The following is a 25,749-nucleotide window of genomic DNA, read 5'->3' on the forward strand; positions in this document are numbered from 1 at the left end:
CTACCGCCCCTGCAGCGTCGGCGACCGGCCGAACACCTCGGCGGCCCAATCCACGAAGGCCCGCACCTTGGCGCTCAGGTGCCGGTTGGGCGGATACACCACATGCACCGGAAAAGGAGCGGTGGTCCATTCCGGCAGGACTTCTACCAGCTCGCCACTGGCCAGCAGCGGTGCCGCGTTGAAGGTGGCCATCTGCGAGATGCCGAGGCCGGCCAGCACCGCCGACGTGTGCGCATTGGCCTCGTTGGTGGCGAGCTGGTAGCGCATGGTCAGTTCCACCCGCTCTTCTCCCTTCACGAAGTCCATGGGATAAGGCCGGCCGGTGCGGCTCGACAGGTAATGCACCACGCGGTGGCGCTCCCCTTCGAGTTCGCTCGGGTGCTGCGGCAGGCCGAAGCGCCGCAGGTAGCCGGGCGATGCGACGTTGACGAACGCAATGCTGCCGATCCGCCGCGCCACCAGGAACTGCTCCGTCAGGTCGCCACCGCGGATCACGCAGTCGACGTTCTCGCCGATCAGGTCGACCGAACGGTCGCCCACGCCCAGGTCGAGCTGGATGTCGGGATAGCGGTCATGGAACTCGCGCAGCGCAGGAATGATGATGAGCCGAGCCACCGACGACCCGATGTCCACCCGCAGCCGGCCGCGCGGCGTGGCCTGGGCGTTGGTCATGCTGGCTTCCATGTCGTCCAGGTCGCTGAGCAGCCGGCTGGCGCGTTCGTAATAGGCTGCACCGTCGGCGGTGACGGTGACCCGGCGGGTGGTCCGATTCAACAGCCGCACCTGCAGGCGCGATTCCAGGGCCTGGACCTGTTTGGTGATCGACGCCTTCGGCATCGACAGCGAGTCGGCGGCCTTGGTGAAGTTGCCGGTTTCCACCACACGGGTGAAAGCGCGCATTGCCTGGATCTGGTCCATGGATTCCCTCGTCTGACGCTCAGATGCTCGTTGCTTTTATGAAAGGCCGCCGCTGTTGCCAGCGGTTGCGGCTCGCCTTCGGCGAGACCGCTGCCAGTGGGAGAATTCTGACCGCGGCAAGGCCCTTCATTGTTGGCAATGCGGAAACAGAGCAACGCCGTGAGGCCTGTTTATCGAACGCTGGCAACACTCTACAGTTCGTTTCACGTTGCGATGAGTTGCTCTTGCGCTTCAGCGACAACCCCTTCGGGAAAACACACCATGTCCAACACCGTTTTAAATGCTGCTGCCGATGTCGATGCCGCCCAGAGCGATTGCATCGTAGGCGGCCTGGACGACACCCTGGCGCTGCCGGGCCGCGAGCCGGTCGGCGTGCGCTGGTACGGCAAGGGTCAGCGGGCGGCATCGGGCGGCACGCCGCTGATCCTGCATTTCCATGGTGGCGCCTTCACCTCGGGTTGCCTGGAAAGCGGCGCCCTGGTGCCGCGCCTGCTGGCCAGCACCGGTGCGGTGGTGGCTTCGCTGGCTTATCCGCTGGCGCCGACCCATCCGTTCCCGGCCGGCATCGAGACCGGATATGCGGCGCTCGACTGGCTCTACAAGCACCGGGTGAAGCTGGCCGGCCGCGGTGCCCGCATCTACCTGGCCGGTGAAGAGGCCGGCGGCAACCTCGCCGCAGCCGTGGCCGCCATGGCACGCGACCGCGCGCATCCGCCGCTGGCGGGGCAGATTCTCCTGTCGCCCATGCTCGACCCCTGGAGCAGCACGGCTTCGTTGCGCGACGCAGCCTGCAAGGAGACCGGCAAATGCAAATGGTCCGAAGGCTGGCTGGCCTACCTGCGGGGTCCGAGGGATGCCGAGCATCCCTATGCAGTGCCCAGCGCCTCCTGCCGCATGTCGGGCATCGCGCCCACGCTGGTGATGTCGGGCGTGACCGACCCGATGCACGACGAAGCCAAGGCCTATGCCGAAAAGCTGCGTGCCGCCGGTGTGCAGGTGAGCTGGCAGCCGCTGGTGCAGGCCGAGGGCTGGCCCGATGCGCTGGCCGTCGACCAGGTCAACGAATGTGGCTGTGCCGGCGCCGTGCGTGAACGGGTGGCCGCATTTTTTGCCGAAACCGTGCAGTTGCCCAAACCGCCGCACTAGGCCCGGTCGGCCCGGTCGACCCGGACGGGCCTGCTACCGCTGAACCGCTTTTCCCCGGCATTGCCGTGCCGGGCGAGGGCGCTTTTTTCTCCGTTTTTCCTGCTTGCCGATTTCGACCGCGTTGCGCGCGGGCGCTGCTTCCGTTCGTCTTTTTTTGCTTTCGTCTTTCTTTTCGTTTCCTTTTCTTTTGCGAGGACACACACCATGACCGCCTCTTCCAACATTCCGACCTCCAGCCGCAAGACCCGCCGCTACGGCATGGCGCTTTCCGCCGTCACGGTGGCCGCCGCCCTGGTCGCCGCCCTGATCGGCCTGCCGGGAACTGCCGCCAGCGCGGATGCCGGCGCCGCTGCGCCACCGCCCGCCACGCCGGTCTCGGTGGCGACCGTGGCCGAGCGCCAGGTCAATATCTGGGACGAATATTCCGGCCGGCTCGAAGCGGTGCAGCGGGTGGATGTACGGTCGCGCGTGGCGGGTGCGGTGCAGTCGGTGCATTTCCGCGAAGGCGCGCTGGTCAAGGCCGGCGACCTGCTGGTGACCATCGACCCCGCGCCCTACCAGGCCGCCGCCGACGGCGCCGCCGCCGACGTCGCCGCCGCCCAGGCCCGCCTCAACTTCACCCGCAGCGAACAGGCCCGCGCCCAGCGTCTCTGGGACGACCACGCCATCGCCGAACGTGAACTCGACGAACGCAAGAACGCCGGCCAGGAAGCCGATGCCCGCCTGCGCGCCGCCACCGCCGCCCTGCAGACCGCGCGCCTGAATCTGGGCTACACCCAGGTGCGTGCGCCCGTAGCCGGCCGCATCGGCCGGGTCGAGGTGACGGTGGGCAACCTGGTGGCGGCCGGCCCCGGTGCGCCGGTGCTGACCACGCTGGTGTCGGTCAGCCCGATCTACGCGAGCTTCGATGCCGACGAACAGGCGCTGGACCGCACCGGCGCACGCGCCGCGCAGGGCAACATCGCCGTGCGTATGGGCACCGCCGGGCAGGACGACACGCCCTATGCCGGCAAGCTGCAACTGGTCGACAACCAGGTGGACGCCCGCAGCGGCACGGTGCGGGTGCGCGCGGTGTTCGACAACGCCGACGGCCTGCTGGTGCCCGGCCAGTTCGCCCGCATCCGCATGGGCCACAGCAAGACCAGCAACGCCCTGCTGGTCAGCGAACGTGCGGTCGGCACCGACCAGAGCAAGAAGTACGTGATGGTCGTCGGCACCGACAACAAGACCGAATACCGCGAAGTGAAGCTGGGCGCGCCGATCGACGGCCTGCGGGTGGTCGATTCGGGCCTGAAGGCCGGTGAACGCATCGTCGTCAACGGCCTGCAGCGGGTCCGCCCCGGCTCGGTGGTGGCGCCGCAGGAAGTGCCGATGCAGCAGGCCAGGGCCGACGCAGCGGCGCGCAGGTCCTGATCGGCGGCCACGCCAGTCAAACCAATAAGAAAAAACCAAGAGCTCAGCCATGAACATCTCAAAATTCTTCATCGACAGGCCGATCTTTGCCGGCGTGCTGTCGCTGCTGATCTTCCTGGGCGGCCTGATCGCCGTCGGCGGCCTGCCCATCTCGGAGTACCCGGACGTGGTGCCGCCATCCGTCGTCATCCGTGCCAACTACCCCGGCGCCAACCCGAAAGTGATCGCCGAGACGGTGGCCACGCCGCTCGAAGAGGCCATCAACGGCGTCGAGAACATGCTCTACATGAGCAGCCAGGCGACCACCGACGGCCTGATGACCCTGACCGTGACCTTCAAGCTGGGCACCGACCCGGACAAGGCGCAACAGCTGGTGCAGAACCGGGTCTCGCGCGCCGAGCCGCGCCTGCCCGAGGAAGTTCGGCGCCTGGGCATCACCACCATCAAGAGCTCGCCCGACCTGACCATGGTGGTCCACCTGGTTTCGCCGAGCGGCCGTTACGACATGGCCTACCTGCGCAACTACGCGGTGCTTAATGTGAAGGACCGGCTGGCCCGGGTTCCCGGCGTCGGCGACGTGCAGCTGTTCGGTTCCGGCGACTACTCGATGCGTGTCTGGCTGGACCCGCAGAAGGTGGCGCAGCGCGGTCTGTCGGCATCCGACGTGGTGACCGCCATCCGCGGCCAGAACGTGCAGGCCGCGGCCGGCGTGGTGGGTGCTTCGCCAGGCGTCAACGGCATCGACGTGCAGCTGTCGGTCAATGCCCAGGGTCGCCTGCAGAGCGAGGAATCGTTCGGCGAGATCATCGTCAAGACCGGCGCCGACGGTGCGGTCACCCGCCTGCGCGACATCGCCCGCATCGAGCTCGGCGCCGCCGACTACGCGCTGCGCTCGCTGCTGGACAACCGTGATGCGGTGGCCGTGCCGGTGTCGGCCGCCCCGGGCTCCAACGCCATCGCCATCAGCGACGGCGTGCGGGCCGTCATGACCGACATCAAGAAGAACATGCCCGAAGGCGTGGACTACGAGATCGTCTACGACACCACCCAGTTCGTGCGCGCCTCCATCGAGTCGGTGGTGCACACGCTGGTCGAGGCCATCCTGCTGGTGGTGCTGGTGGTGATCGTCTTCCTGCAGACCTGGCGCGCTTCGATCATCCCGCTGCTGGCGGTGCCGGTGGCGGTGGTCGGCACCTTCGCAGTGATGAAGATCTTCGGTTTCTCCATCAATGCGCTGAGCCTGTTCGGGCTGGTGCTGGCCATCGGCATCGTGGTGGACGACGCCATCGTGGTGGTGGAGAACGTCGAGCGCAACATCGAGGCGGGTTTCAGCCCGCGCGAGGCAAGCTACCGCGCCATGCGGGAAGTGTCCGGGCCCATCATCGCCATCGCACTGGTGTTGGTGGCGGTCTTCGTGCCGCTGGCCTTCATCAGCGGCCTCAGCGGCCAGTTCTACAAGCAGTTCGCGCTGACCATCGCCATTTCGACCGTGCTGTCGGCGATCAATTCGCTGACGCTGTCGCCGGCCCTGGCAGCGCTGCTGCTGCGCCGCCACGATGCGCCCAAGGACCTGCTGACACGTGGCATGGAAAAGGTGTTCGGCCGCTTCTTTTCGGCATTCAACCGGGTCTTCCACCGCGGTTCCGAAGCCTATGGCGGCGGTGTGCGCCGCGCCATCGGCCGCAAGACGCTGATGGTGGCGATGTACCTGGCCATCGCCGCGCTGACGGTCGGTGTCTTCAAGGCAGTGCCGGCCGGTTTCGTGCCGGCCCAGGACAAGCAGTACCTGATCGGTTTCGCCCAGCTGCCCGACGGCGCCACGCTGGACCGCACCGAGGCGGTGATCCGCCGCATGGGCGACATCACGCTGAAGCAGCCCGGCGTCACCCACGCCATCCAGTTCCCCGGCCTGTCGATCAACGGCTTCACCAACAGCTCCAACTCCGGCATCGTGTTCGTGGCGCTGGATCCGTTCGAGAAACGCAAGGGAGCCGACATGAGCGCCGGCGCCATCGCCGGCCAGCTGAACGCCCAGTTCGCGCAGATCCAGGATGCCTTCGTGGTGATGTTCCCGCCGCCGCCCGTGCAGGGTCTGGGCACCACCGGCGGTTTCAAGCTGATGCTGGAAGACCGTGCCTCGCTGGGCTACGAAGCGATGGACGGCGCGTTGAAGGCCTTCATGGCCAAGGCCTCTCAAGCGCCCGAACTGACCGGGCTGTTCAGCAGCTACCAGGTCAACGTGCCGCAGTTGTTCGCCGACATCGACCGCACCAAGGCGCGGCAACTGGGTGTTCCGCTGACCGATGTGTTCGAGACCATGCAGATCTACCTCGGCAGCCTGTATGCCAACGACTTCAACCGATTCGGCCGGACCTATTCGGTGCGGGTGCAGGCCGACGCCGCGTATCGGGCCCGTGCCGAGGACATCGGCCTGCTGAAGGTGAAGTCGAACACTGGCGAGATGGTGCCGCTGTCGGCCCTGATGAGCGTGACGCCGACCTTCGGGCCGGAACGTGCCATGCGCTACAACGGCTTCCTGGCGGCCGACGTCAACGGCGGCGCCGCGCCCGGTTATTCGAGCGGCCAGGCGCAGGACGCGGTGAAGCGCATCGCGGCCGAAACCCTGCCGCCCGGCATCGACTACGAGTGGACCGACCTGACCTACCAGGAAATCCTGGCCGGCAATTCCGCCGTGCTGGTGTTCCCCATCGCCATCCTGCTGGTGTTCCTGGTGCTGGCCGCGCAGTACGAAAGCCTGACGCTGCCGATGGCCATCATCCTGATCGTGCCGATGGGGCTGTTCGCCGCCATGACCGGTGTGTGGCTGGACAAGGGCGACAACAACGTGTTCACCCAGATCGGGCTGATCGTGCTGGTGGGGCTGAGTGCCAAGAACGCCATCCTGATCGTGGAATTCGCCCGCGAGCTGGAGTTCGCCGGACGCACGCCGATAGAGGCCGCCATCGAGGCCGCCCGCCTGCGGCTGCGCCCGATCCTGATGACCTCGCTGGCTTTCGTCATGGGTGTGCTGCCGCTGGTGCTGTCCACCGGCGCCGGCGCCGAGATGCGCAAGGCCATGGGTGTGGCGGTGTTCTCCGGAATGATCGGCGTGACGGCTTTCGGGCTGTTCCTGACACCGGTGTTCTATGTGCTGCTGCGCCGCATGGCTGGCAACCGGCCGCTGAAGCAGAGCGGCGAACACGAATCGCCGGTGGGCCATCCGCCCGTCATCGAATCGCACGGCGGCGGTGACGCCCGCCTGCTGCCGGCCGCCCCGCGCGGCGTGCACGACTAAGCCCCAAGGAGCCATTTCATGAAAAACAAGAACCTCCTTTCCCTGCTCCCGCTGGTGGCTGCCCTGGTGCTGGCCGGTTGCGCCACCGCACCGTCGGTCGACACGCAGGCCCTGGCGGCCGCACCGGCCCGGTTCAAGGAAGCCGCCGCTCCCGCTGGCTGGACCCAGGCCCTGCCGGCCGAGGCGCAATCGCGCGGCGAATGGTGGCTGGTGTTCCAGGACCCGACCCTGGACGCACTCGTCGAAAAAGCCGGTGCCCGCAACACCGGCATCCAGGAAGCCGCCGCCCGGCTGGCCCAGGCGCGCGCCTTGCTGCGTAGCGCCAATGCCGACCGGCTGCCGCAGATCGGCTTGAACGGCGGTGTCCAGCGCCAGGCCGGCGCCAACACCATCAACGGCATGACACCGGCCACCATCACCACGGCGGGCGCCGCGATCTCGTGGGAAATCGACCTGTCCGGCCGGCTCGCCCAGGTGCGTGACGCCGCATCTCTGGACGCCGATGCGCGCGAGGCGCTGCTGCAGAGCACCCGGCTGGCGGTGCAGGCAGAGACGGCTCAAACCTATCTGTCGCTGCGTGCGCTCGACGACGAACGCACCCTGGTGCGCGAGACGGTGGAGGCCTACCGAGGCACGCTGGACCTGACCACCCGGCGCTGGCGTGGCGGCGACGTGGCCGAACTGGAAGTCGTGCGGGTGCAGACCGAAATGGCCGCCACCGCATCCGATGCGCTGGCCCTGGACCGTCGCCGGGCCGAACTCGAACACGCGCTGGCGGTGCTGGTGGGCGAGGCAGCATCGAACTTCAGCCTGCCCGACGGCAACTGGAACACCGCGCTGCCCGTCGTACCCGCCGGTGTGCCGGCCACGGTGCTGACACGGCGTCCGGACGTGGCGGCGGCGCAGGCCTCGTTGCTGGCCGCGCAGGCACGTGTCGGTGCCGCGCAGAAGGCCTGGTTCCCCAGCCTGAGCCTGACCGGCTCGGGCGGCTATGCATCGCCTGAACTGGGCGACCTGCTGCAATGGTCGGCCCGTGCCTGGAGCGTCGGTGCGCTGCTGTCGCTGCCGATCTTCGACGGCGGCCGCCGCGATGCCGGCATCGCGTCGGCGCAGGCACAGTTCGACGCCGCCACGGCGGGCTATCGCGGGCAGGTGCTGGGCGCTTTCCGTGAGGTCGAAGACCAGCTGTCGGGCCTGCGCCTCCTGGCCGAACAATCCCGGGTGCAGGACCAGGCGGTGACCTCGGCCACCCGCGCCACCACGCTGTCGGACACCCGCTGGCGCAACGGCCTGGTCAGCCAGCTGGATCTGCTGGACGCGCGCCGGGGTGAGTTGCGCAATCGCCGACTGGCATTGCAGTTGAAGGCTGCGCGTTACCAGGCCACGGTGGGCCTTATCCGCGCCCTGGGCGGCGGCTGGAGCGCCTGACCCGATGCTGCAACCGGGTCAGCCGCCGCAGGCCCAGCTGTCGCCCGGCATCCGCTTGACCTTGCCCGGCAGGGCCACGCCGAGCTGCCAGCGGCCCCAGCCGACGAAGCGGTAGCCGATTTCCTGCAGCCGCTTGCACAACAGCGGCTGCAGGTCGCGGCGACACAGCACCACGCCCACGCCGTAGAACAGGCAGCGCACCATGCCGTAGGGTGCCTGGCCGATCCGGGCCGGCAGTCCGGCGCCGACCAGCAGGACCAGCGCGGCCACGATGTCGGTCCAGCCGAGCCAGTACGCGAGGGTGTCCAGATACTGCATTGCGGCGTCTTTCCTGAAGGGGATTGGAGGTCGAAGGGAGAATGGCGAGCAGAAATTCTGTCGGCGGACGGCTCCGGTCGCCGAACGCTGCGACGAACCCCCCAGAATCGGGATGAACTCTATGAATTCCGGCGTGAAACGTATTTCCCAGCGCGTGACCCCTTCCTCTGCACCCCGTTTCTGGAGCCTCGGCTGGCGCGCCTTGCTGCGCGATCTGCGCGGCGGCGACCTGCGGCTGCTGGTGGTGGCCGTCACCCTGGCGGTGGCAGCGCTGACGTCGGTGGGTTTCTTTTCCGACCGGCTGCAGGCCGGCCTGCAGCGCGATGCCGGCCAGTTGCTGGGAGGCGATGTTGTGGTCGCCAGCGATAACCCCGCGCCCGCCGCCTTTGCCGAACAGGCCCGGAAAGAAGGGCTGAAGAGCAGTACCACGGTGACCTTTCCGACCATGGCCCGGGCCTCGGACGAACAGGGCGGCGCCAGCAAGCTGGTGGCCTTGAAGGCGGTGGATGCTGCCTATCCCCTGCGCGGCAGCCTGCGAGTCGCCGAACAGCCCGGCGCGCCCGACGGCGCGACCCGCGCGGTGCCCGGGCCGGGCGAGGTGTGGGTCGATCCGTCCCTGCCCGAAACGCTGGGCTTGAAGATCGGCGATACGTTGCTGCTGGGCGACAAGTCCTTTCGCATGACACGGGTGATCGCCATCGAGCCAGACCGCGGCACCGGTTTCCTGAGTTTTTCGCCGCGTGTGATGCTGAACGCCGCCGACCTGGAAGCGACGCGGCTGGTGCAGCCGGCCAGCCGGCTGAACTGGCGTTTCGCCGTGGCCGGCGCCGACGCACCGGTCAGGCGTTACGGCCAGTGGGCTGCCTTGCAGGCCGAGCAACCTGGCGTGCGTGGCCTGCGGGTCGAATCCCTCGAAACCGGCCGGCCGGAGATGCGCCAGACGCTGGACCGCGCCGGCAAGTTCCTGAACCTGGTGTCGCTGCTGGCGGCATTGCTGTCGGCCGTGGCGGTGGCCCTCGCGGCGCGCGGTTTTGCCGCCCGCCATCTGGACGACTGCGCCCTGTTGCGGGTGCTGGGCCTGAGCCAGGGCGTCATCGCCCGCAGTTATGCATTCGAGTTCGCGCTGGCCGGAGTGGCGGCCAGCCTGCTGGGCGTGGCGATCGGTTTTGTCGTGCATCACGTCTTCGTCTCGCTGCTGGCAGGACTGGTCGAGACGAGCCTGCCGCCGCCCGGCGTGTGGCCTGCGCTGCTGGGCCTGGGCATGGGCATGACTTTGCTGCTGGCCTTCGGCCTGCCGCCGGTGCTGCAGCTGGCGCAGGTGCCGGCGCTGCGGGTGATACGGCGTGATGTCGGAGGGCTCAAACCGGCATCTGCCGGTGTGCTTGCGCTGGGCGTGGCGGGATTTGCCGGTCTGCTGGTGGTGGCCAGTCGTGACCTCACGCTGGGGCTGATCGCGGTCGGCGGATTCGGCGGGGCGGTATTGCTGTTCGCCGGCCTGGGCTGGCTGGCGGTGAAGCTGCTGCGGCGCAGCGTCAACGAAAGCACCGCGCCGCGCTGGCTGGTGTTGGCCACCCGGCAGATTTCGGCCCGGCCGGTGTATGCGGTGGTGCAGATCAGTTCGCTCTCGGTCGGCCTGCTGGCGCTGGTGCTGCTGGTGCTGCTGCGCACCGACCTCATCGGCAGCTGGCGCGCCGCCACGCCGCCGGACGCACCCAACCGGTTTGTCATCAACGTGCTGCCCGACCAGGCAGAAAGCTTCCAGGAAGCGCTGCGTAGTGCGGGCATACAGAAGTACGACTGGTATCCGATGGTGCGCGGCCGGCTGGTGGCCATCAACGGCAAGCCGGTGACGGCAGCCGACTATTCGGTCGACCGGGCACGGCGCCTGGTGGAGCGTGAATTCAACCTTTCTTACGCCAGCGACGAACCCGCCCACAACCAGACCGTCGCGGGTGCCTGGACACCCGATGAGGCCGGCGCGATCAGCGTCGAATCGGGCCTGGCCGACACCCTGGGCCTGAAGTTGGGCGACCGGCTGCAGTTCGACATCGGCGGTGCGCAGAACGAGGCGCGCATCACCTCGTTGCGCAAGGTCGACTGGGGTTCGATGCGGGCCAATTTCTTCGCCATGTATCCGGTAGGCAAGCTGCCGGAAGATGTGCCGGTGACCTACCTCGCCGCCTACAAGGCTCCGGCCACGGCGGGTTTCGACAACCGGCTGGTACGCGAGTTTCCCAACATCACCAGCGTGGACCTGGGCCAGACGCTGGCGCAGATCGAAAGGGTGCTGGACCAGGTGATCCGGGCGGTTGAGTTCCTCTTCGGTTTCACGCTGGCGGCGGGTGTCGTCGTGCTGTTTGCCGCGGTGACGGCCACGCGCGACGAACGGGCACGTGAATTCGCCATCATGCGGGCGCTGGGAGCGGGTTCTTCGCTGCTGCGCCAGGTGCAGCGGGCCGAACTGGCCGGCGTGGGTCTGCTGGCCGGTTTCCTGGCATCCGCGGTGGCGGTGGCGGTCGGCTGGGCGCTGGCGCGTTACGCGTTCGACTTCGCCTGGACGGCTTCGCCTCTCGTGCCCCTGCAGGGTGCACTGGCCGGTGCGGTGCTGGCCCTGGCGGCGGGATGGTGGGGTCTGCGTGACGTGCTGCGCCGCCCGGTGGTCGAGACCCTGAGGCGCGCCGCGGAATAAGGCTCTGGGAACTGGGGCGCGGCGCACCGCTGCTTATCGGCCGGCGTTGCCCATCGCTGCCAGCAGGTGCTGCGCAACCTGCGGATTGAGCATCGGAGCCAGGGCCACCGCGGCCCGACGCCTTGCCTGCCACTCGGCACTGGTGGCGGGCGGAAGTTCTGCCAGTCGCCGATCCCAGTCGCGCTGCTGCCTGGCGACGCTGGTGTTGGGCTCCGGTTCGATGAACAGGCGGCAGAAATCATCGACACCGGCCAGTTGCTGGCGTTCGACGATTTCCGAAACACGGCCGAGACGATGGGTGTAGTCGGCCAGTTGCCATTCCATGGTCGACGGAACCACCGAACGGCCGGCCAGCGTTTCCAGGATGCGGCGCATGTGCGGCAGATAACCCGCCAGCGTGTGATGGAACGCAGGATGGCCGAGCGGCAGCACCCGTCCCTGTTGCCGGATCGAGGCCAGCAGGGTGTCGACCAGGGACCGGCTGCGCACGGCCGCCGGTCCCGGGCCATCATTTCGCATGTCGCCGACGGTCAGGCGTCCGCTGGCCAGCAGTGCGCTGGCGGCGTCGAGAGGAACGCCCCGCTCGCGGCAGGCCTGGAGAAAGTCCAGCAGGAACCGTTCGCCGCATTCGGTCGATTCAAACGCCGGCAACTGGCGCTCCGCTGCTTCCACCCGGTCGGCAAAGGTCGGCGTCTGGTTGCGTGGCGGCGCCAGTTCGCGCCATCGGACGCAGGCGTCGACCGGTCGTTCCTGGAGCAGGTAACCCAGCGAGTGCTGGGTGGAACGGGTCAGTGCGTAGCGGGTGAATTCCGGCATGGAGCCGTAACCACGCAGGGTGTCTTCCTGCGCGAATGGCGTGCTGGATACCGATGCGCCGCGAGTCGCGTCATGTGGCGCGAACCATGGTTTCGAAAGAGGGAGCGACATACATGAATCTCCGGTCGGGTGGGGGATTCATGGTGGTTCGGAGCCCGGACGCCGGCCTTGTGCGAGGCGAAACGGCCGGGTTCAAAACGATCTTTCGACCGCAAGGCTCAGCTGGACAGCACTTTCTGCAGTTCGCCCGATTCGTACATCTCCATCATGATGTCCGAGCCGCCGATGAACTCGCCGCGCACGTAGAGCTGCGGGATGGTGGGCCACTGGCTGAAAGTCTTGATGCCCTGGCGGATCTCGTCGTCCTCCAGCACGTTGACGGTCTTCACCGACTTGGGATCCACGCCGCAGGCCTTCAGCACCTGGATGGCACGGCCGGAGAAACCGCATTGCGGAAAACTGGCGTTGCCTTTCATGAACAGCACCACTTCGCTGGACTGGACGATATCGGCAATACGTTGATGGGCTTCGCTCATAAGAGACTCCTCGCAGGGGGCGGAAAATTGGAAAGACAGTGGGCGGAATTATCGGTGCAGCGGCATGCGGCCGCCCGAACAGCGTTGGTTCCCGCCGAGATCGGTACGGTTTTGTATTTCTTCAAGCCCTGCGGCTGCAAGCAGTGCGCTCACTGCTCCGGCTTGGTCCCAGCCGTGTTCGAGCAGCAGCCAGCCGCCGGGCGACAGGCGGTCGGGCGCGCCGGCCACGATGGCTCGCAAATCATCCAGCCCGTCGGCGCCGGCGGTCAATGCCTGCAGGGGTTCGTGGCGCAGGGCGGGCAGATGGCTGTCGCCGTCGGCGATGTAGGGCGGGTTGGATAGGATCAGTTCGTAGCGAACGCCTTCCGGCGCACCGCCGAACCAGCTGCCGGCGAAAAACTGCACCGGCAGGGCCAGCGCCGCTGCGTTGGCCCTTGCGACGGCCAGGGCGTCGTCGCTGGCATCCACCGCATCGATCTGCGCGGATGGGCGACGGGATGCGACCGCCAGGGCGATCGCACCGCTGCCGGTGCCGAGGTCGAGCACCCGGGCGGCATGGTCTTCAGGCAGCAGTTCGAGCGCCCAGTTCACCAGGGTTTCGGTGTCGGGTCGAGGCACCAGTACGCGCGCATCGACCTGCAACGAAAGGCCGAAGAATTCCTTTTCCCCGAGCAGGTAGGCGACCGGCTCACCGTCGGCGCGGCGCTGCAACAGTCGCTGGAATCCGGCCTGGGCGGCGTCGTCCGGTATATCGGCATCGTGGGCTAGCAACCACGCGCGGTCACCGATGTCGCGGCCCATTGCATGCAGCAGCAGCATCTGGGCATCGAGTCGGTCGACACCTCGGGCCGCGGCGGCTCGCAGGGTTTCGGTGATGGTCGGCATCAGCTGGCGGCTCCCACTTCGAGTTCGGCCAGCTGTTCGGCTTCACGGGCGTGCTGCAGGGCGTCCAGCACCTCGGTCAGGTCGCCTTCCATGATGAAACCCAGCTTGTAGAGCGTCAGGTTGATGCGGTGATCGGTGAGTCGGCCCTGAGGGAAGTTGTAGGTGCGGATACGGTCGCTGCGGTCGCCGCTGCCGATCAGGCCCTTGCGCATGGCCGCGTCCTTGGCGGCGCGTTCGCTGCGGTCCTTTTCCTGTATACGCGCGCTCAGCACCTGCAGCGCCTTGGCCTTGTTGCGGTGCTGGCTGCGGTCGTCCTGGCATTCGGCCACGATGCCGGTCGGGATGTGGGTGATACGCACCGCCGAGTCGGTCTTGTTGATGTGCTGGCCGCCGGCGCCGCTGGCCCGGTAGGTGTCGATGCGCAGGTCGGCCGGGTTGATCTGCACCGCCACCGCCTCGTCGGGCTCGGCCAGCACGGCGACCGTGCAGGCGCTGGTGTGGATGCGGCCCTGGGTTTCGGTGGCGGGCACCCGTTGCACCCGGTGGCCGCCGGACTCGAAACGCAGGCGGCCGAAGGCGTTTTCGCCTTCCACGCGAAACACGATTTCCTTGTAGCCGCCGATTTCGCTGTCGCTGGCGCTGACGACCTCGCACTTCCAGCCGACCCGCTCGAAATACCGGGTGTACATGCGGGCCAGGTCACCGGCGAACAGGGCCGATTCGTCGCCGCCGGTGCCGGCGCGGATTTCGATGAAGGCGTTGCGCCGGTCGTCGGGATCCTTGGGCAGCAGCAGGCGCTGCAACTCGGCTTCGAGCTGGCCGAGCTCGGTTCCGGCGGATGCGATTTCTTCCGTCGCCATCTCGGCCATGTCCGGGTCGGCCAGCATTTCGCGAGCCTCTGCCAGGTCGGATTCGCGCTGCCGGTAACGGGCGAATCGTCCGGCGATCTGGGTCACTTCGGCGTGTTCGCGCGACAGCACGCGGTACTGCAGCATGTCGCCCATGATGTCTTCGCGCGACAGCAGGAAGTCGAGCTCTTCGAGCCGGACGGAATAACGGTCGAGCTGGTGACGGAGAAAGTCTTTCAAGGCGCGATGGCGTGCTGGGCACGCTAGGTAATTCTGGGGAAGGCCGATGCGGCCCGGGGCGGTGGCCGCCCCAACCATGCAGGCGGCCGAAGACAGTCGGCGAGCGCCGCTACCGCTTGGTTTCGCTGCGCAGGAAGATGCGTGAAACGGTCTGCGCCGTGGCTTCACGCTGGCTGGCGTCGCCGGCATGCAGTTCGGCCATGGCGCCGTGCAGCATTTTTTGTGTGAGCCCGCGGGAAAGGGCTTCGAGCACGGCCTCTACATCGTCGCCGCGTGCCAGGTTCTTGCGCGCACGGGCGATTTCAGCCGCGCGCCAGGCGTCGGCCCGGGCGTTCAGCTGACGGATCAGCGGCACGGTGCCGTTGACCGGATTGCGTTCGTCCATCCAGTGCAGAAAACTCTGCACGCCGGTGTCGATGATGGATTCGGCCTGCGCCACCGCGGCCTGGCGGTGCGCCTGCGCGGTCTGCACCACGCCGGCCAGGTCGTCGACGGTGTAGAGGTAGACGTCGTCGAGCGCCTTGACTTCGGGTTCGATGTCGCGAGGCACCGCAAGGTCGACCATGAACATCGGGCGGTGCTTGCGTTTCTTGAGCGCCCGTTCCACTGCGCCCAGCCCGATCAGCGGCAGCGAACTGGCGGTGCAGCTGATGACGGCGTCGAACTCGTGCAGCCGTTCGGGCAGGTCGGTCAGGCGCATCACCTGGCCGTTGAAACGGGTCGCCAGGCGCTCGCCCCGCTCCATGGTGCGATTGGCGATGACGATGGACCTGGGGTTCCTGGCGGCGAAGTGGGTGGCCGCCAGTTCGATCATCTCGCCCGCGCCCACGAACAGGATGCGGATCTGGCCGAGATCTTCGAACAGCTGGCCGGCCAGGCGTACCGCGGCGGCGGCCATGCTGATGGAATGCGCGCCGATCTCGGTGGAAGTTCGGACCTCTTTGGCGACCGCGAACGAACGCTGGAAAAGCTGGTTGAGGGTGGTGCCCAGCGCTCCAGCGCTTTCGGCGGCACGAACCGCGTCCTTCATCTGGCCGAGGATCTGCGCCTCGCCCAGCACCATCGAATCGAGTCCGCTGGCGACACGGAAGGCATGCCGGGCCGCGAGGCCGCCTTCGAGGGAATAGGCATGTGACCGGAGCAGGGCCGGCGAAACGCCACCGGCCCGGGCCAGCCATTCGAAGGTGTGTTCGAGGGCGGCGGTGTCGCCGGCGCAATAGACCTCGGTGCGGTTGCAGGTGGAAAGGATGGCCGCTTCCACCGACGGATGGCGCTGGCCGCCGGACACCTGGAAAGACTGGCGCAGCCCTTGCAGGGTGGGCGCGATGCGGTCGAGCGCAAACGCAAACCGCCCACGCAGATCGAGCGGGGCGGTAGTGTGATTGAGACCGAGAGCCCAGACTGCCATCCGCGGATTATAAAATTTGTGGGAATTTGTTGGTGAACCTTGGTGTATGTCCGAGGCTATTACCGTGATAAGTGCATTCCCGTTTCCTTTTCAGGCAATCCCCGTCGCATGACCGCTACAAACCTGCTGGGCCATTTGGCCAATTTCTGCCTGCCGGCTTTGTGGATGGCGGCGGCCGCCGTGTTGTGCGGCGGAATGCTGGCTCCGGCGCGAGGCGCCCGCTGGCCGAAACGGCTGGCCTGCGATTTCGGCGTGGGGCTGGCGGTCATGCTGCTCGGCTGGCTGCTGCTGGGCAGCGACGGAAAGATGGCCACGTGGGGCGTGTTGGTCGCTGCCGTCGCCCTCAGCGAATGTGCGTTGCGCCAGGCCTGGAAAAGCTGATCAGGGCAGCAGCAGTTGCATGCCCTTCAACTGGGAAAACCAGGCCTCGTAGCCCGCCTGGTTCAGATGCAGTCCGTCGACGGTGAAGCCGGGCTGCAGCTGGCCGGCCGGCGCCAGCACGAAATTCAGGTCCAGGTAGATGCAGCGCCGTGACTGTTCGCAAAACTGGCGCATCGCGACGTTCAGCGCGGCGACCCGTTCGTTGACCGCCAGCGGCATCGGCGGCGCGACATAGAAGGTCGACTGCACATAGATCTTGCTGCCCGATGCCGACAGTTCCGTCAGCAACTGCCGGTAGGTCGCTGCGACCTCCTGCGGAGCCCGGCCACGCAGCAGGTCGTTGATGCCCGCCAGCACCAGGATCTTGTTGGGCCTGGCGGCCAGCACCGGCCCCAGCCGGCCCAGCATGCCTTCGGTGCCGTCGCCCGGGATGCCCTTGTTGGCGATGTTCTGGCCCCGGAAGTTGTTCGACCACCAGCCGCCGAAAGTGATGCTGTCACCCAGCACGACAGTGGTCGTCTTGGCCGGATCGAAGGCCACGGCAGGCTCGCCCTGGGCCTGGCAGGCGCCGTATCCGAAAGTGGCCGCCAAAAGGGCGGCTACGGAGCGGGAAACAAAGCTGGATTTTTTCATGCTGGTGGCCCAGCCGGCGGGTCAGGCCTGCGCGGGCGCGAAGAGTTCGATGCGGTCGGTGATGATGCCATCGACGCCGAAACCCATGACCCGTCGGGCGGCTTCTTCGTCGTTGACCGTATAACAAAGCGCCCGCATTCCGGCGGCCTGGGTCGCTGCCACGGCCTGTGCGGTCCACTCGGTATGCCGGCAGACCACCGCGACGCATTCGAGCGATTGGGCCTGGTCCAGCCAGCCTTCGTACAGTTCGGTGAGCAGCAGGCCGCGCGGCAGATGCGGTGCGCTGGCGCGCGCGCCTTCGAGCGCATAGGGCTTGAAGGAGGTGAGCAGCGGCGGGATGGGTTCGCCCTCCCAGAGCTTCGACGCCAGGGCCGCCACGGTTTCGCCGGTGGTGCGCTCCACGCCGGGCGTGGGCTTGATCTCGATGTTCAGCAGATAGCCGTTGCGCAGGCAGAAACGCGCCACGTTTTCGAGTGTGGGCAGCGTCTCGCCGGCGTAGCTGCGCGAATGCCAGCTGCCGGCGTCGAGTTGCGAAAGGGCCGACCAGGCCAGGCTGCCGCCCACGCCGTGGCCATTGCTGGTGCGCTCCAGTTCGCTGTCGTGCATGAGGAAGGGCACACCGTCGGCACTGAGCTTGGCATCGCACTCGAACATGCGCCAGCCGTATTCAGCGCCGAGCCGGAAGGCCGCCAGGGTGTTTTCGGGCGCCAGCTTGCCGGCCCCACGATGGGCGACCCAGAAAGGAAAGGGCCAGGCTGCAGCGGTTTTCACAGGCGTTTACCGGTGTCGGCGTCGAAGGCATGCAGGCGGTCGGCGCGGGGCAGGATGAAGCAGTTGTCGCCGGTGGCCGGCACCGGCGCGTTTTCCTCGATGCGCACGATCAGCGGGTCGTCGCCGACGCGTCCGTACACGAGGCGTTCGGCGCCCAGCAGTTCGACGGTGTCGACCTGCAGCGTCCACGCGCCGGGCGTGCTGGCCGGCACCATGTCCAGGTGTTCGGGGCGGATCCCGGTGATGCTGCCCGCCACGCCGCCGGGTGCGTTCTTCATCAGGTTCATCGGTGGTGAGCCGATGAAACTCGCGACGAAGGTCGATGCCGGCCGGTGGTACACCTCTTCGGGGGTGCCGAACTGCTCGGCACGGCCGCCGTTCATCACCAGCATGCGTTGCGCGAGGGTCATGGCCTCGACCTGGTCGTGCGTGACGAACAGCGAGGTGATGCCCAGTTCACGGTGCAGTTTCTGGATCTCGATGCGGGTCTGGGCGCGCAGCTTGGCGTCCAGGTTGGACAGCGGTTCGTCGAACAGGAACACCTGCGGCTGGCGCACGATGGCGCGGCCCATGGCGACACGCTGGCGCTGGCCGCCGGACAGTTCGCGCGGCCGGCGTTCCAGCAGATGCCCGAGTTCCAGGATGCCGGCAGCGCGGTCGACACGCTGCTTAATTTCTTCCTTCGACTGGCCGGCGATCTTGAGGCCGTAGGCCATGTTGTCGTACACGCTCATGTGCGGGTACAGGGCGTAGTTCTGGAAAACCATCGCGATGTCGCGCTGGGCCGGTTCCAGGTCGTTGACGACCTTGTCGCCGATGCGGATCTCGCCGTCGGAGATGTCTTCCAGGCCGGCGACCATGCGCAGCAGCGTGGATTTGCCGCAGCCCGAGGGGCCGACGATGACGATGAATTCGCCATCGGCTATTTCGGCATCGATGCCGTGGATCACCTGCAGCGACTTGGTGCCGCGGCCGTAGCGCTTGATGACGTTGCGAAATGAGAGATTTGCCATGTGATTCGGAGCTTATTTTTCTGTGTCCACGAGTCCGCGCACGAACCATTTCTGCATCGCCACCACCACGATGGCCGGCGGCAGCATGGCCAGCAATGCGGTGGCCATCACGATGTTCCATTCGTTCTGGGCATCGCCGCCGCCGATCATGCGTTTGATGCCGATCACGACCGGGTACATGTCCTCGGTGGTGGTGGCCAGCAGCGGCCACAGGTACTGGTTCCAGCCGTAGATGAACTGGATGACGAACAGCGCGGCCATGGCGGTGCCCGACAGCGGCAGCAGCACGTCGATGAAGAAACGCATCGGGCCCGCGCCGTCCATGCGGGCAGCTTCGACCAGTTCGTCCGGCACGCTCATGAAGAACTGGCGGAACAGGAAGGTCGCGGTCGCCGAGGCGATCAGCGGCACCGTCAGGCCGGCATAGCTGTTGAGCATGTTCAGATCGGACAACACCTGGTAGGTCGGCAAGATGCGCACTTCGACCGGCAGCATCAGGGTGATGAAGATCATCCAGAACACCAGCTTCTTGAACGGGAAACGGAAGTACACGATGGCGAACGCCGACAGCAGCGAGATGGCGATCTTGCCGATGGCGATCACCAGCGCGGACACCAGGCTGATCCACATCATGCGGGCCACCGGCGCATGCGAGCCGGCGCCGGTGTCGCGGCCGAACAGGGCGGCCTTGTAGGTTTCCCACAAGTAGTCGCCGGGAATCAGCGGCATCGGCAACTGCACGATTTCTTCCGGACGATGGGTCGAGGCGATGAAGGCCAGGTACAGCGGGAATGCCACGATCAGCACCCCCAGCACCATGACCAGGTGCGACAGGACCGTGAGGGCAGGGCGACGGTCGACCATCAGTAGTTCACTTTCTTTTCAACGTAGCGGAACTGGAACACCGTGAGCACCACCACGATGAACATCAGCACCACCGACTGCGCAGCCGAGCCGCCCAGGTCCATGGCCTTGAAACCGTCGTAATACACCCGGTAGACCAGGATGGAAGTGTCCTTGCCCGGGCCGCCCTGAGTGGCTGCGTCGATGATGCCGAAGGTGTCGAAGAAGGCGTACACCACGTTCATCACCAGCAGGAAGAAGGTGGTCGGCGACAGCAGCGGCAGCTGGATGCTCCAGAAGCGGCGCCACGGTCCGGCACCGTCGATGGAAGCCGCTTCGATCAGCGACTTTGGAATCGATTGCAGGCCGGCCACGAAGAACAGGAAGTTGTACGAGATCTGCTTCCACACGGCAGCCAGCACCACCAGCGTCATGGCCTGCCCGCCGTTGAGCAGGTGGTTCCAGTCGAAACCGAGCTTGCCCAGCCAGTAGGCCACCACACCCAGGGCCGGCGAGAACATGAAGACCCACAGCACGCCGGCCACGGCCGGCGCCACCGCGTACGGCAGGATCAGCAGCGTGCGGTAGGCCGTCACGCCCTTCACCACCCGGTCGGCGAAAACCGCCAGCAGCAGCGACAGCGTGATGCCCAGCGCGGCCACCAGGACGGAGAACATCGCGGTGGTCTTGAAGGTGTCGAGGTAACCCGGGTCGGTGAACAGGCGCTGGAAGTTCTCCAGGCCCACCCACTCGGTCGAGGTGCCGAAGGCGTCCTGCTGCTGCAGCGACTGCAGCAGCGCCTGGCCCGCAGGCCAGAAGAAGAACACCAGGATCACCGCCATCTGCGGTGCGATGAGCGCCCAGGGAAGCCAGGAAGACTTGAACTGGACGCGTTTTTCACTCGCCATCGGTCAGCCCTTGTTGGCCTTCTGGAAACGCTCCAGCTGCTCGTTGCCGCGCTTCACGATCGAGTCCAGGGCTTCCTTGGCGGTTTTCTTGCCGCCCCACACCTGTTCGAGTTCTTCGTCCTCGATGGTGCGGATCTGCACGTAGTTGCCCAGGCGGATGCCGCGGCTCTTGTCGGTCACCTTGCGGATCATCTGGGTGACGGCCACGTCGGTGCCGGGGTTCTGCTTGTAGAAACCCGATTCTTCGGTGAGTTTGTAGGCTGCGGTAGTCACCGGGAGGTAGCCGGTGCGTTTGTGGCTGGCCGACTGGATCTCGGGCTTGGAGATGAAGTCGAAGAAGGTGGCGATGCCCTTGTACTGGGCAGGCTTCTTGTTGGCCATCACCCACAGGCTGGCACCGCCGATGACGGTGTTCTGCGGCGCGCCGGCGACATCGGGGTAATAGGGCAGGGGAGCCAGGCCGTAGGCGAACTTGGCGTTCTTGGCCACATTGCCGTAGAAGCCGGAAGACGTGTTGATCATGGCGCACTCGCCCGACACGAAGCTGGCCTCGGGCACGTTGCCCCGGCCCTTGTAGACGAACAGCCCCTGCTTGGCCATGTTGGCCAGGTTCTCGATATGGCGCAGGTGCAGCGGCGAATCGACCTTCAGGCGTGCATCCAGGCCCTGAAGGCCGTTGCCCTTGGTAGCGTATTCGACGTTGTGCCAGGACGAGAAGCTTTCCAGTTGCGTCCAGCCCTGCCAGGCGGTAGTGAACGGGCAGCGGTGGCCGCTGGCCTTCAGCTTGGCAGCTGCGGCGACCACTTCGGGCCAGGTCGACGGCGCCTTGTCGGTCGGCAGGCCGGCCGCCTTGAAGGCGTCCTTGTTGAAATAGAAGATGGTGGTCGAGCTGTTGAGCGGGAAGCTCAGCATCTGGCCGTTGGGTGCGGTGTAGTAACCGGCCACGGCGGAGACGTAGGCGTTCGGGTCGAACTTGTAGCCCGCGTCGGTCATGATCTTGGTGACCGGCACGATGGCGTTCTTGCTGGCCATCATGGTGGCGGTGCCGACTTCGAACACCTGCAGGATGTCGGGCGCGTTGCCGGCGCGGAAGGCGGCCACGGCAGCGGTCATCGACTCGTCGTAGCTGCCCTTGAAGGTCGGCACGACCTTGTATTCCTTCTGGCTTTCGTTGAACTGCTTCGCCAGGTCGTTGACCCATTCGCCGTTCACGGCGGTCATCGAATGCCACCACTGGATTTCGGTCTGGGCCTGGGCGCCCGTGGCCAGGGTGGCGGCCAGCGCAGCGGCGACGGCGAGTGTCTTGGTCGTCATGATGAAAAGTCTCCTGGATGAGGATGAAGCAAACCGAACATGTTGGCGGGCACCTGTGACGGTTCCGTGTAAATGACGATTGCGTGTAAATTTTGTGACCGTCATTTTGCCGCTTTCCGGAGGACATTCCGAAGCGGGCAAACCCTTCGCGTGCAAGACCCTGCCGCGGCTGTTGATGCATCTCGATGCCGGCCGTTTGCTGCGGTGCCGCATGCTAGGATTTCCGCCCTCTCCGGGCCACCGGCAACCTTTGCGGACATCATGACCAAAACATCGCCAACGTCGCTGACCTCACTGGACAAGGCCAAGATCAAGATCCTGCTGCTCGAGGGTGTGCACCCTTCGGCAGTCGAAACGCTCAAGAACGCCGGTTACAGCCAGATCGAGACGGCGCCCAAGGCCTTGCAGGGTGAAGAACTCAAGGCGCGCCTGCAGGACGTGCATTTCCTGGGCATCCGCTCTCAGTCGCAGCTGACCGCCGACGTGCTGGCCCACGCGCCCAAGCTGGTGGCGGTGGGTTGTTTCTGCATCGGTACCAACCAGGTCGACCTGAACGCCGCCCGCGAGCGCGGCATCGTGGTGTTCAACGCGCCTTATTCCAACACCCGCTCGGTAGCCGAGCTGGTACTCGCCGAAGCCATCCTGCTGCTGCGCGGCATTCCCGAAAAGAACGCCATCACCCACCGCGGCGGCTGGCTCAAGTCGGCCGCCAACTCGTACGAGATTCGCGGCAAGACGCTGGGCATCGTCGGCTACGGCTCCATCGGTACGCAGCTGTCGGTGCTGGCCGAAAGCCTGGGCATGCACGTGGCTTTCTACGACGTCGTCAGCAAGCTGCCGCTAGGCAATGCGCGCCAGGTGCCGACGCTGCGCGAACTGCTCGCTACCAGCGACATCCTCACCCTGCACGTGCCCGAGACGCCGGCCACGCAATGGATGATCGGCGCCGCCGAGATCGCCGCCATGAAACACCATTCGATCCTGATCAATGCCTCGCGTGGCACCGTGGTCGACATCGAATCGCTGGCCCAGGCGATACGCGACAAGAAGCTGCTGGGCGCTGCGCTCGACGTATTCCCCAAGGAGCCGGGCAGCAATACCGAGGAGTTCGAGTCGCCGCTGCGTGGGCTGGACAATGTGATCCTGACTCCGCACATCGGCGGCTCGACCATGGAAGCCCAAGCCAACATCGGCCTGGAAGTGGCGGAGAAACTGGTGCGCTACAGCGATACCGGCACCACCACCTCATCGGTGAACTTTCCTGCAGTGGCGTTGCCGGCCCACCCCGGCAAACACCGGCTGCTGCACATTCATGAAAACCGCCCGGGCGTGCTCTCGGAAATCAACCGCATCCTGTCCGAGAACCAGATCAACATCGCGGCGCAGTTTCTGCAGACCGACGAAAAGATCGGCTACGTGGTGATCGACATGGACGGCGCATCGTCCGAAGTGGCCCAGCAGAAGCTGGCCACCGTGCCAGGCACCATCCGCAGCCGCGTGCTTTTCTAGTCCGCTCCGGCGCTGATTGAAAACCCTCGGTCGAGGTTCGACCGAGGGTTTTTGCCATTCTGGAGCCTGAATCCGGCTGTCTATCATGTGGACATATATCCACGATATGGACAACTAGATGCCGCTCGAAGCTACGGATTCCAACCCGATGACGCCTTACCAATATCCGAACCCGCCGGATGCGCGGCCGGAAATCGTCATCCCCAACGCCATTCCGACCGACGAGCGCCTGTGGGTTCCGCAGGGCGAGAACGTCTGGTTCCGTCCGCTCTGCCTGAACGCCAGCCAGGGCTACTGGATGAACCTGCTGAAGGTGCGCAAGTCGGGTGTGCTCAGCAGGCATCGCCATCCGCAGGCGGTGCACGGTTTTGTTCTGAAGGGCCGCTGGCGTTACCTGGAACACGACTGGGAGGCGACCGAAGGCAGTTATGTGTTCGAACCGCCGGGCGAGACCCACACGCTCTACGTGCCGGAAGACGTGGAAGAAATGATCACCTACTTCCAGGTGAACGGCGTCATGTATTACACCGATCCCTGGGGCAAGGGCATGGGTTACGAGGACGTCTTCACCAAGATCGACATGTGCCGCAAGCATTTCGAGGCGGTGGGCCTGGGCGCTGACTACACCCAGCAGTTCATCCGATGACCTCTCCCTACGGCCATGCCCGCTACGACTTCACCGGCGCGGTGGCGGTCGTCACCGGCGGACTGAGCGGCATCGGTGCCGAGGTGGTCGACCAGTTGCGTCGGCACGGTGCTCGGGTGGCGTCGTTCGACACCGCGTCGGCAGAGGACGATGCCTGGCAGCTCGACGTGACCGACCTGCCTGCCGTGGAGCGGGCGACGGCCGGGGTCGTCGGCCGCTTCGGACGCATCGATTTCGTGGTCAACAGCGCCGGTTTTGCCGGGCCGACGGTGCCGCTGGATGCCTACGACCCCGGCACCTGGCGCCGCATCGTCGAGGTCAACCTGGTCGGCACCTTCAACGTCTGCCGTGCGGCGGTGCCCCACCTGCGCGCGTCGGGCCGCGGCCGCATCGTCAACATCGCCTCGCTGGCCGGCAAGGAAGGCACGCCCAACGCATCGGCCTACAGCGCGGCCAAGGCCGGTGTGCTGGCCCTGACCAAGTCGCTGGGCAAGGAACTGGCGACGACCGGCGTGCTGGTGAACGCCATCGCACCGGCGGCGGTGAACACGCCGATCCTGGCGCAGATGTCGGCGGCGCATGTGCAGAACATGGTCGACAAGTCGCCCATGCGGCGGCTGGGCGAGAGCAGCGAAGTCGCCGAGATGGTGGCCTGGCTGTGCTCGGGTTCGTGTTCCTTCAACACGGGTGCGGTGTTCGACCTGTCGGGAGGGCGCGCCACCTATTGATCAACGTCGTTTCTTCTGCCCCGCAAAAAACCCAGACCAACAGAGACAAACCGAATGAAAACACTGACCTCGAATCTGCGCCGCCTGGCGACGCTGGCCCTGCTGCCCGCCGCCTGCCTGATGGCTGCCGGCCCCGTCGCCGCCCAGACGGCGACAAGCGCGACGAACCACGGCTATCCCAACAAACCGATCGAACTGGTGGTGCCTTTCCAGCCGGGCGGCGGCACCGACGCCCTGGCTCGCGCCTATGCCGACGCTGCCCGCAAATACATCCCTCAGACGGTGCTGGTGGTCAACAAGCCCGGCGCCAGCGGTGCCATCGGCTGGCAGGACGTGATCAGTTCGCGTCCCGACGGCTACCGACTGGCGGTCATTACCGTCGAACTCATCACGCTGCCGCCGCTCGGCATGGCCAAGTTCAACTACGAAGACCTGACGCCTGTCGCCCGCCTGAACGCCGACCAGGCCGCCATCACCGTGCGCGCCGACGCACCGTGGAACACCATCGAGGAATTCCTGGCCGCAGCAAAAAGCGAGAGCGGCAAGATCAGCGTCGGCAACGCCGGCAATGGATCCATCTGGCATCTGGCCGCTTCCGCGCTGGAAGACAAGACCGGCGTGAAGTTCAATCACACGCCTTTCCAGGGTGCAGGCCCGGCGGTGCTGGCGCTGATGGGCGGCCATATCGACGCGGTGGCGGTCAGCCCCGCGGAGGTCACCACCTTCGTGCAGGCCGGAAAACTCAAGACGCTGGCGGTCATGGCCGACCAGCGCATCAAGGGCCTGTTCGAAAAGGTGCCGACGCTGAAGGAACGCAACATCGACCTGGTGATCGGCACCTGGCGCGGCATCGCGGCACCCAGGAACACGCCGCCCGAAGTCATCGCCTTCCTGAAGACCGCCAGCGAGAAGATCGCCAACGAAGCCAGCTTCCGCGAAGTACTGGACAAGCAGAACCTGGGTTTCGCCTATGCCGACGACGCCACCTTCAAGACGGTGATCGCCAAGGACAGCGCCTATTTCAAGACACTCATCCAGAAACTCGACATCAAGAACTGAGCAC

Annotated in this window: 23 protein-coding genes; 10 read left to right on the top strand and 13 right to left on the bottom strand. The window is 66.2% G+C overall.

The window, feature by feature from the left end; genetic code table 11:
* Entirely contained in the window at window positions 1-918 is a 918-nt protein-coding gene (locus AC3ANW_RS06975; protein ID WP_488344465.1) for a LysR family transcriptional regulator, read from the bottom strand.
* A gap of 261 nt (window positions 919-1,179) precedes the next feature.
* On the opposite strand from AC3ANW_RS06975, the gene AC3ANW_RS06980 reads away from it, so the two are divergent.
* The 4 genes from AC3ANW_RS06980 to AC3ANW_RS06995 all read left to right on the top strand — a co-directional run bounded on the left by AC3ANW_RS06980 (window position 1,180) and on the right by AC3ANW_RS06995 (window position 8,200).
* Window positions 1,180-2,064: an alpha/beta hydrolase gene (locus tag AC3ANW_RS06980; protein ID WP_488344466.1), complete on the top strand. Its 885-nt coding sequence runs from the start codon at window positions 1,180-1,182 to the stop codon at window positions 2,062-2,064.
* A 204-nt stretch (window positions 2,065-2,268) separates the two neighbouring features.
* Window positions 2,269-3,477 (top strand): efflux RND transporter periplasmic adaptor subunit, encoded by a 1,209-nt coding sequence (locus tag AC3ANW_RS06985; protein ID WP_488344467.1) that lies wholly within the window; start codon window positions 2,269-2,271, stop codon window positions 3,475-3,477.
* A 49-nt stretch (window positions 3,478-3,526) separates the two neighbouring features.
* The gene (locus AC3ANW_RS06990; RefSeq protein WP_488344468.1) at window positions 3,527-6,772 is read left to right on the top strand and encodes an efflux RND transporter permease subunit; all 3,246 of its coding nucleotides are present in this window, start codon (window positions 3,527-3,529) and stop codon (window positions 6,770-6,772) included.
* Between the two features lie 18 nt (window positions 6,773-6,790).
* Window positions 6,791-8,200 carry an efflux transporter outer membrane subunit gene (locus tag AC3ANW_RS06995; protein WP_488344469.1) on the top strand — a complete coding sequence of 470 codons (1,410 nt, stop codon included), beginning with the start codon at window positions 6,791-6,793 and terminating at the stop codon, window positions 8,198-8,200.
* A gap of 18 nt (window positions 8,201-8,218) precedes the next feature.
* On the opposite strand, the gene AC3ANW_RS07000 is transcribed toward AC3ANW_RS06995, so the two are convergent.
* On the bottom strand, window positions 8,219-8,518 hold the full coding sequence (locus tag AC3ANW_RS07000) for a hypothetical protein (protein ID WP_488344470.1): 300 nt from the start codon (window positions 8,516-8,518) through the stop codon (window positions 8,219-8,221).
* Window positions 8,519-8,651: 133 nt separating this feature from the next.
* On the opposite strand from AC3ANW_RS07000, the gene AC3ANW_RS07005 reads away from it, so the two are divergent.
* The gene (locus AC3ANW_RS07005) at window positions 8,652-11,207 is read left to right on the top strand and encodes an ABC transporter permease (RefSeq protein WP_488344471.1); all 2,556 of its coding nucleotides are present in this window, start codon (window positions 8,652-8,654) and stop codon (window positions 11,205-11,207) included.
* Between the two features lie 33 nt (window positions 11,208-11,240).
* On the opposite strand, the gene AC3ANW_RS07010 is transcribed toward AC3ANW_RS07005, so the two are convergent.
* The 5 genes from AC3ANW_RS07010 to hemA form a co-directional block, all read right to left on the bottom strand.
* A complete protein-coding gene (locus AC3ANW_RS07010) occupies window positions 11,241-12,134 on the bottom strand; it encodes a hypothetical protein (protein ID WP_488344472.1) in 894 nt (297 codons plus the stop codon).
* A 107-nt stretch (window positions 12,135-12,241) separates the two neighbouring features.
* Complete coding sequence (gene grxD, locus AC3ANW_RS07015; RefSeq protein ID WP_488344473.1) at window positions 12,242-12,559, bottom strand: Grx4 family monothiol glutaredoxin; 318 nt, start codon at window positions 12,557-12,559, stop codon at window positions 12,242-12,244.
* 48 nt (window positions 12,560-12,607) lie between these two features.
* Window positions 12,608-13,444, bottom strand: a complete 837-nt coding sequence (gene prmC, locus AC3ANW_RS07020; protein ID WP_488344474.1) for a peptide chain release factor N(5)-glutamine methyltransferase — start codon at window positions 13,442-13,444, stop codon at window positions 12,608-12,610.
* Entirely contained in the window at window positions 13,444-14,532 is a 1,089-nt protein-coding gene (prfA, locus tag AC3ANW_RS07025) for a peptide chain release factor 1 (RefSeq protein ID WP_488344475.1), read from the bottom strand. Before prfA ends, prmC begins: the two co-directional genes overlap by 1 nt.
* 109 nt (window positions 14,533-14,641) lie before the next feature.
* Entirely contained in the window at window positions 14,642-15,940 is a 1,299-nt protein-coding gene (gene hemA / locus AC3ANW_RS07030; RefSeq protein ID WP_488344476.1) for a glutamyl-tRNA reductase, read from the bottom strand.
* Between the two features lie 108 nt (window positions 15,941-16,048).
* On the opposite strand from hemA, the gene AC3ANW_RS07035 reads away from it, so the two are divergent.
* On the top strand, window positions 16,049-16,321 hold the full coding sequence (locus AC3ANW_RS07035) for a hypothetical protein (RefSeq protein ID WP_488344477.1): 273 nt from the start codon (window positions 16,049-16,051) through the stop codon (window positions 16,319-16,321).
* Here the strand turns inward: AC3ANW_RS07035 and AC3ANW_RS07040 are convergent, their stop codons facing one another.
* The 6 genes from AC3ANW_RS07040 to ugpB are packed head-to-tail and all read right to left on the bottom strand — an operon-like array spanning window position 16,322 to window position 21,803.
* The gene (locus tag AC3ANW_RS07040; protein WP_488344478.1) at window positions 16,322-16,954 is read right to left on the bottom strand and encodes a GDSL-type esterase/lipase family protein; all 633 of its coding nucleotides are present in this window, start codon (window positions 16,952-16,954) and stop codon (window positions 16,322-16,324) included.
* Between the two features lie 21 nt (window positions 16,955-16,975).
* A complete protein-coding gene (ugpQ, locus tag AC3ANW_RS07045) occupies window positions 16,976-17,725 on the bottom strand; it encodes a glycerophosphodiester phosphodiesterase (RefSeq protein WP_488344479.1) in 750 nt (249 codons plus the stop codon).
* Window positions 17,722-18,738: a sn-glycerol-3-phosphate import ATP-binding protein UgpC gene (locus AC3ANW_RS07050; RefSeq protein WP_488344480.1), complete on the bottom strand. Its 1,017-nt coding sequence runs from the start codon at window positions 18,736-18,738 to the stop codon at window positions 17,722-17,724. Before AC3ANW_RS07050 ends, ugpQ begins: the two co-directional genes overlap by 4 nt.
* 12 nt (window positions 18,739-18,750) lie before the next feature.
* Window positions 18,751-19,602: a sn-glycerol-3-phosphate ABC transporter permease UgpE gene (gene ugpE, locus AC3ANW_RS07055; protein ID WP_488344481.1), complete on the bottom strand. Its 852-nt coding sequence runs from the start codon at window positions 19,600-19,602 to the stop codon at window positions 18,751-18,753.
* Window positions 19,602-20,489 carry a sn-glycerol-3-phosphate ABC transporter permease UgpA gene (gene ugpA, locus AC3ANW_RS07060; RefSeq protein ID WP_488344482.1) on the bottom strand — a complete coding sequence of 296 codons (888 nt, stop codon included), beginning with the start codon at window positions 20,487-20,489 and terminating at the stop codon, window positions 19,602-19,604. Before ugpA ends, ugpE begins: the two co-directional genes overlap by 1 nt.
* A gap of 3 nt (window positions 20,490-20,492) precedes the next feature.
* Complete coding sequence (gene ugpB / locus AC3ANW_RS07065; RefSeq protein WP_488344483.1) at window positions 20,493-21,803, bottom strand: sn-glycerol-3-phosphate ABC transporter substrate-binding protein UgpB; 1,311 nt, start codon at window positions 21,801-21,803, stop codon at window positions 20,493-20,495.
* 261 nt (window positions 21,804-22,064) lie between these two features.
* Here ugpB and serA point away from each other — a divergent pair, with 261 nt between their 5' ends.
* The 4 genes from serA to AC3ANW_RS07085 all read left to right on the top strand — a co-directional run bounded on the left by serA (window position 22,065) and on the right by AC3ANW_RS07085 (window position 25,745).
* A complete protein-coding gene (serA, locus tag AC3ANW_RS07070) occupies window positions 22,065-23,312 on the top strand; it encodes a phosphoglycerate dehydrogenase (protein ID WP_488344484.1) in 1,248 nt (415 codons plus the stop codon).
* 118 nt (window positions 23,313-23,430) lie between these two features.
* Window positions 23,431-23,958 carry a 2,4'-dihydroxyacetophenone dioxygenase family protein gene (locus AC3ANW_RS07075; RefSeq protein ID WP_488344485.1) on the top strand — a complete coding sequence of 176 codons (528 nt, stop codon included), beginning with the start codon at window positions 23,431-23,433 and terminating at the stop codon, window positions 23,956-23,958.
* On the top strand, window positions 23,955-24,686 hold the full coding sequence (locus tag AC3ANW_RS07080) for an SDR family NAD(P)-dependent oxidoreductase (protein ID WP_488344486.1): 732 nt from the start codon (window positions 23,955-23,957) through the stop codon (window positions 24,684-24,686). The genes AC3ANW_RS07075 and AC3ANW_RS07080 overlap by 4 nt, the downstream gene beginning before the upstream one ends.
* A 54-nt stretch (window positions 24,687-24,740) precedes the next feature.
* Window positions 24,741-25,745, top strand: a complete 1,005-nt coding sequence (locus AC3ANW_RS07085; RefSeq protein ID WP_488344487.1) for a tripartite tricarboxylate transporter substrate binding protein — start codon at window positions 24,741-24,743, stop codon at window positions 25,743-25,745.
* The last annotated feature ends 4 nt before the right edge of the window (window positions 25,746-25,749 follow it).

It is taken from the genome of Xylophilus sp. PBN-3R, from assembly GCF_057747805.1.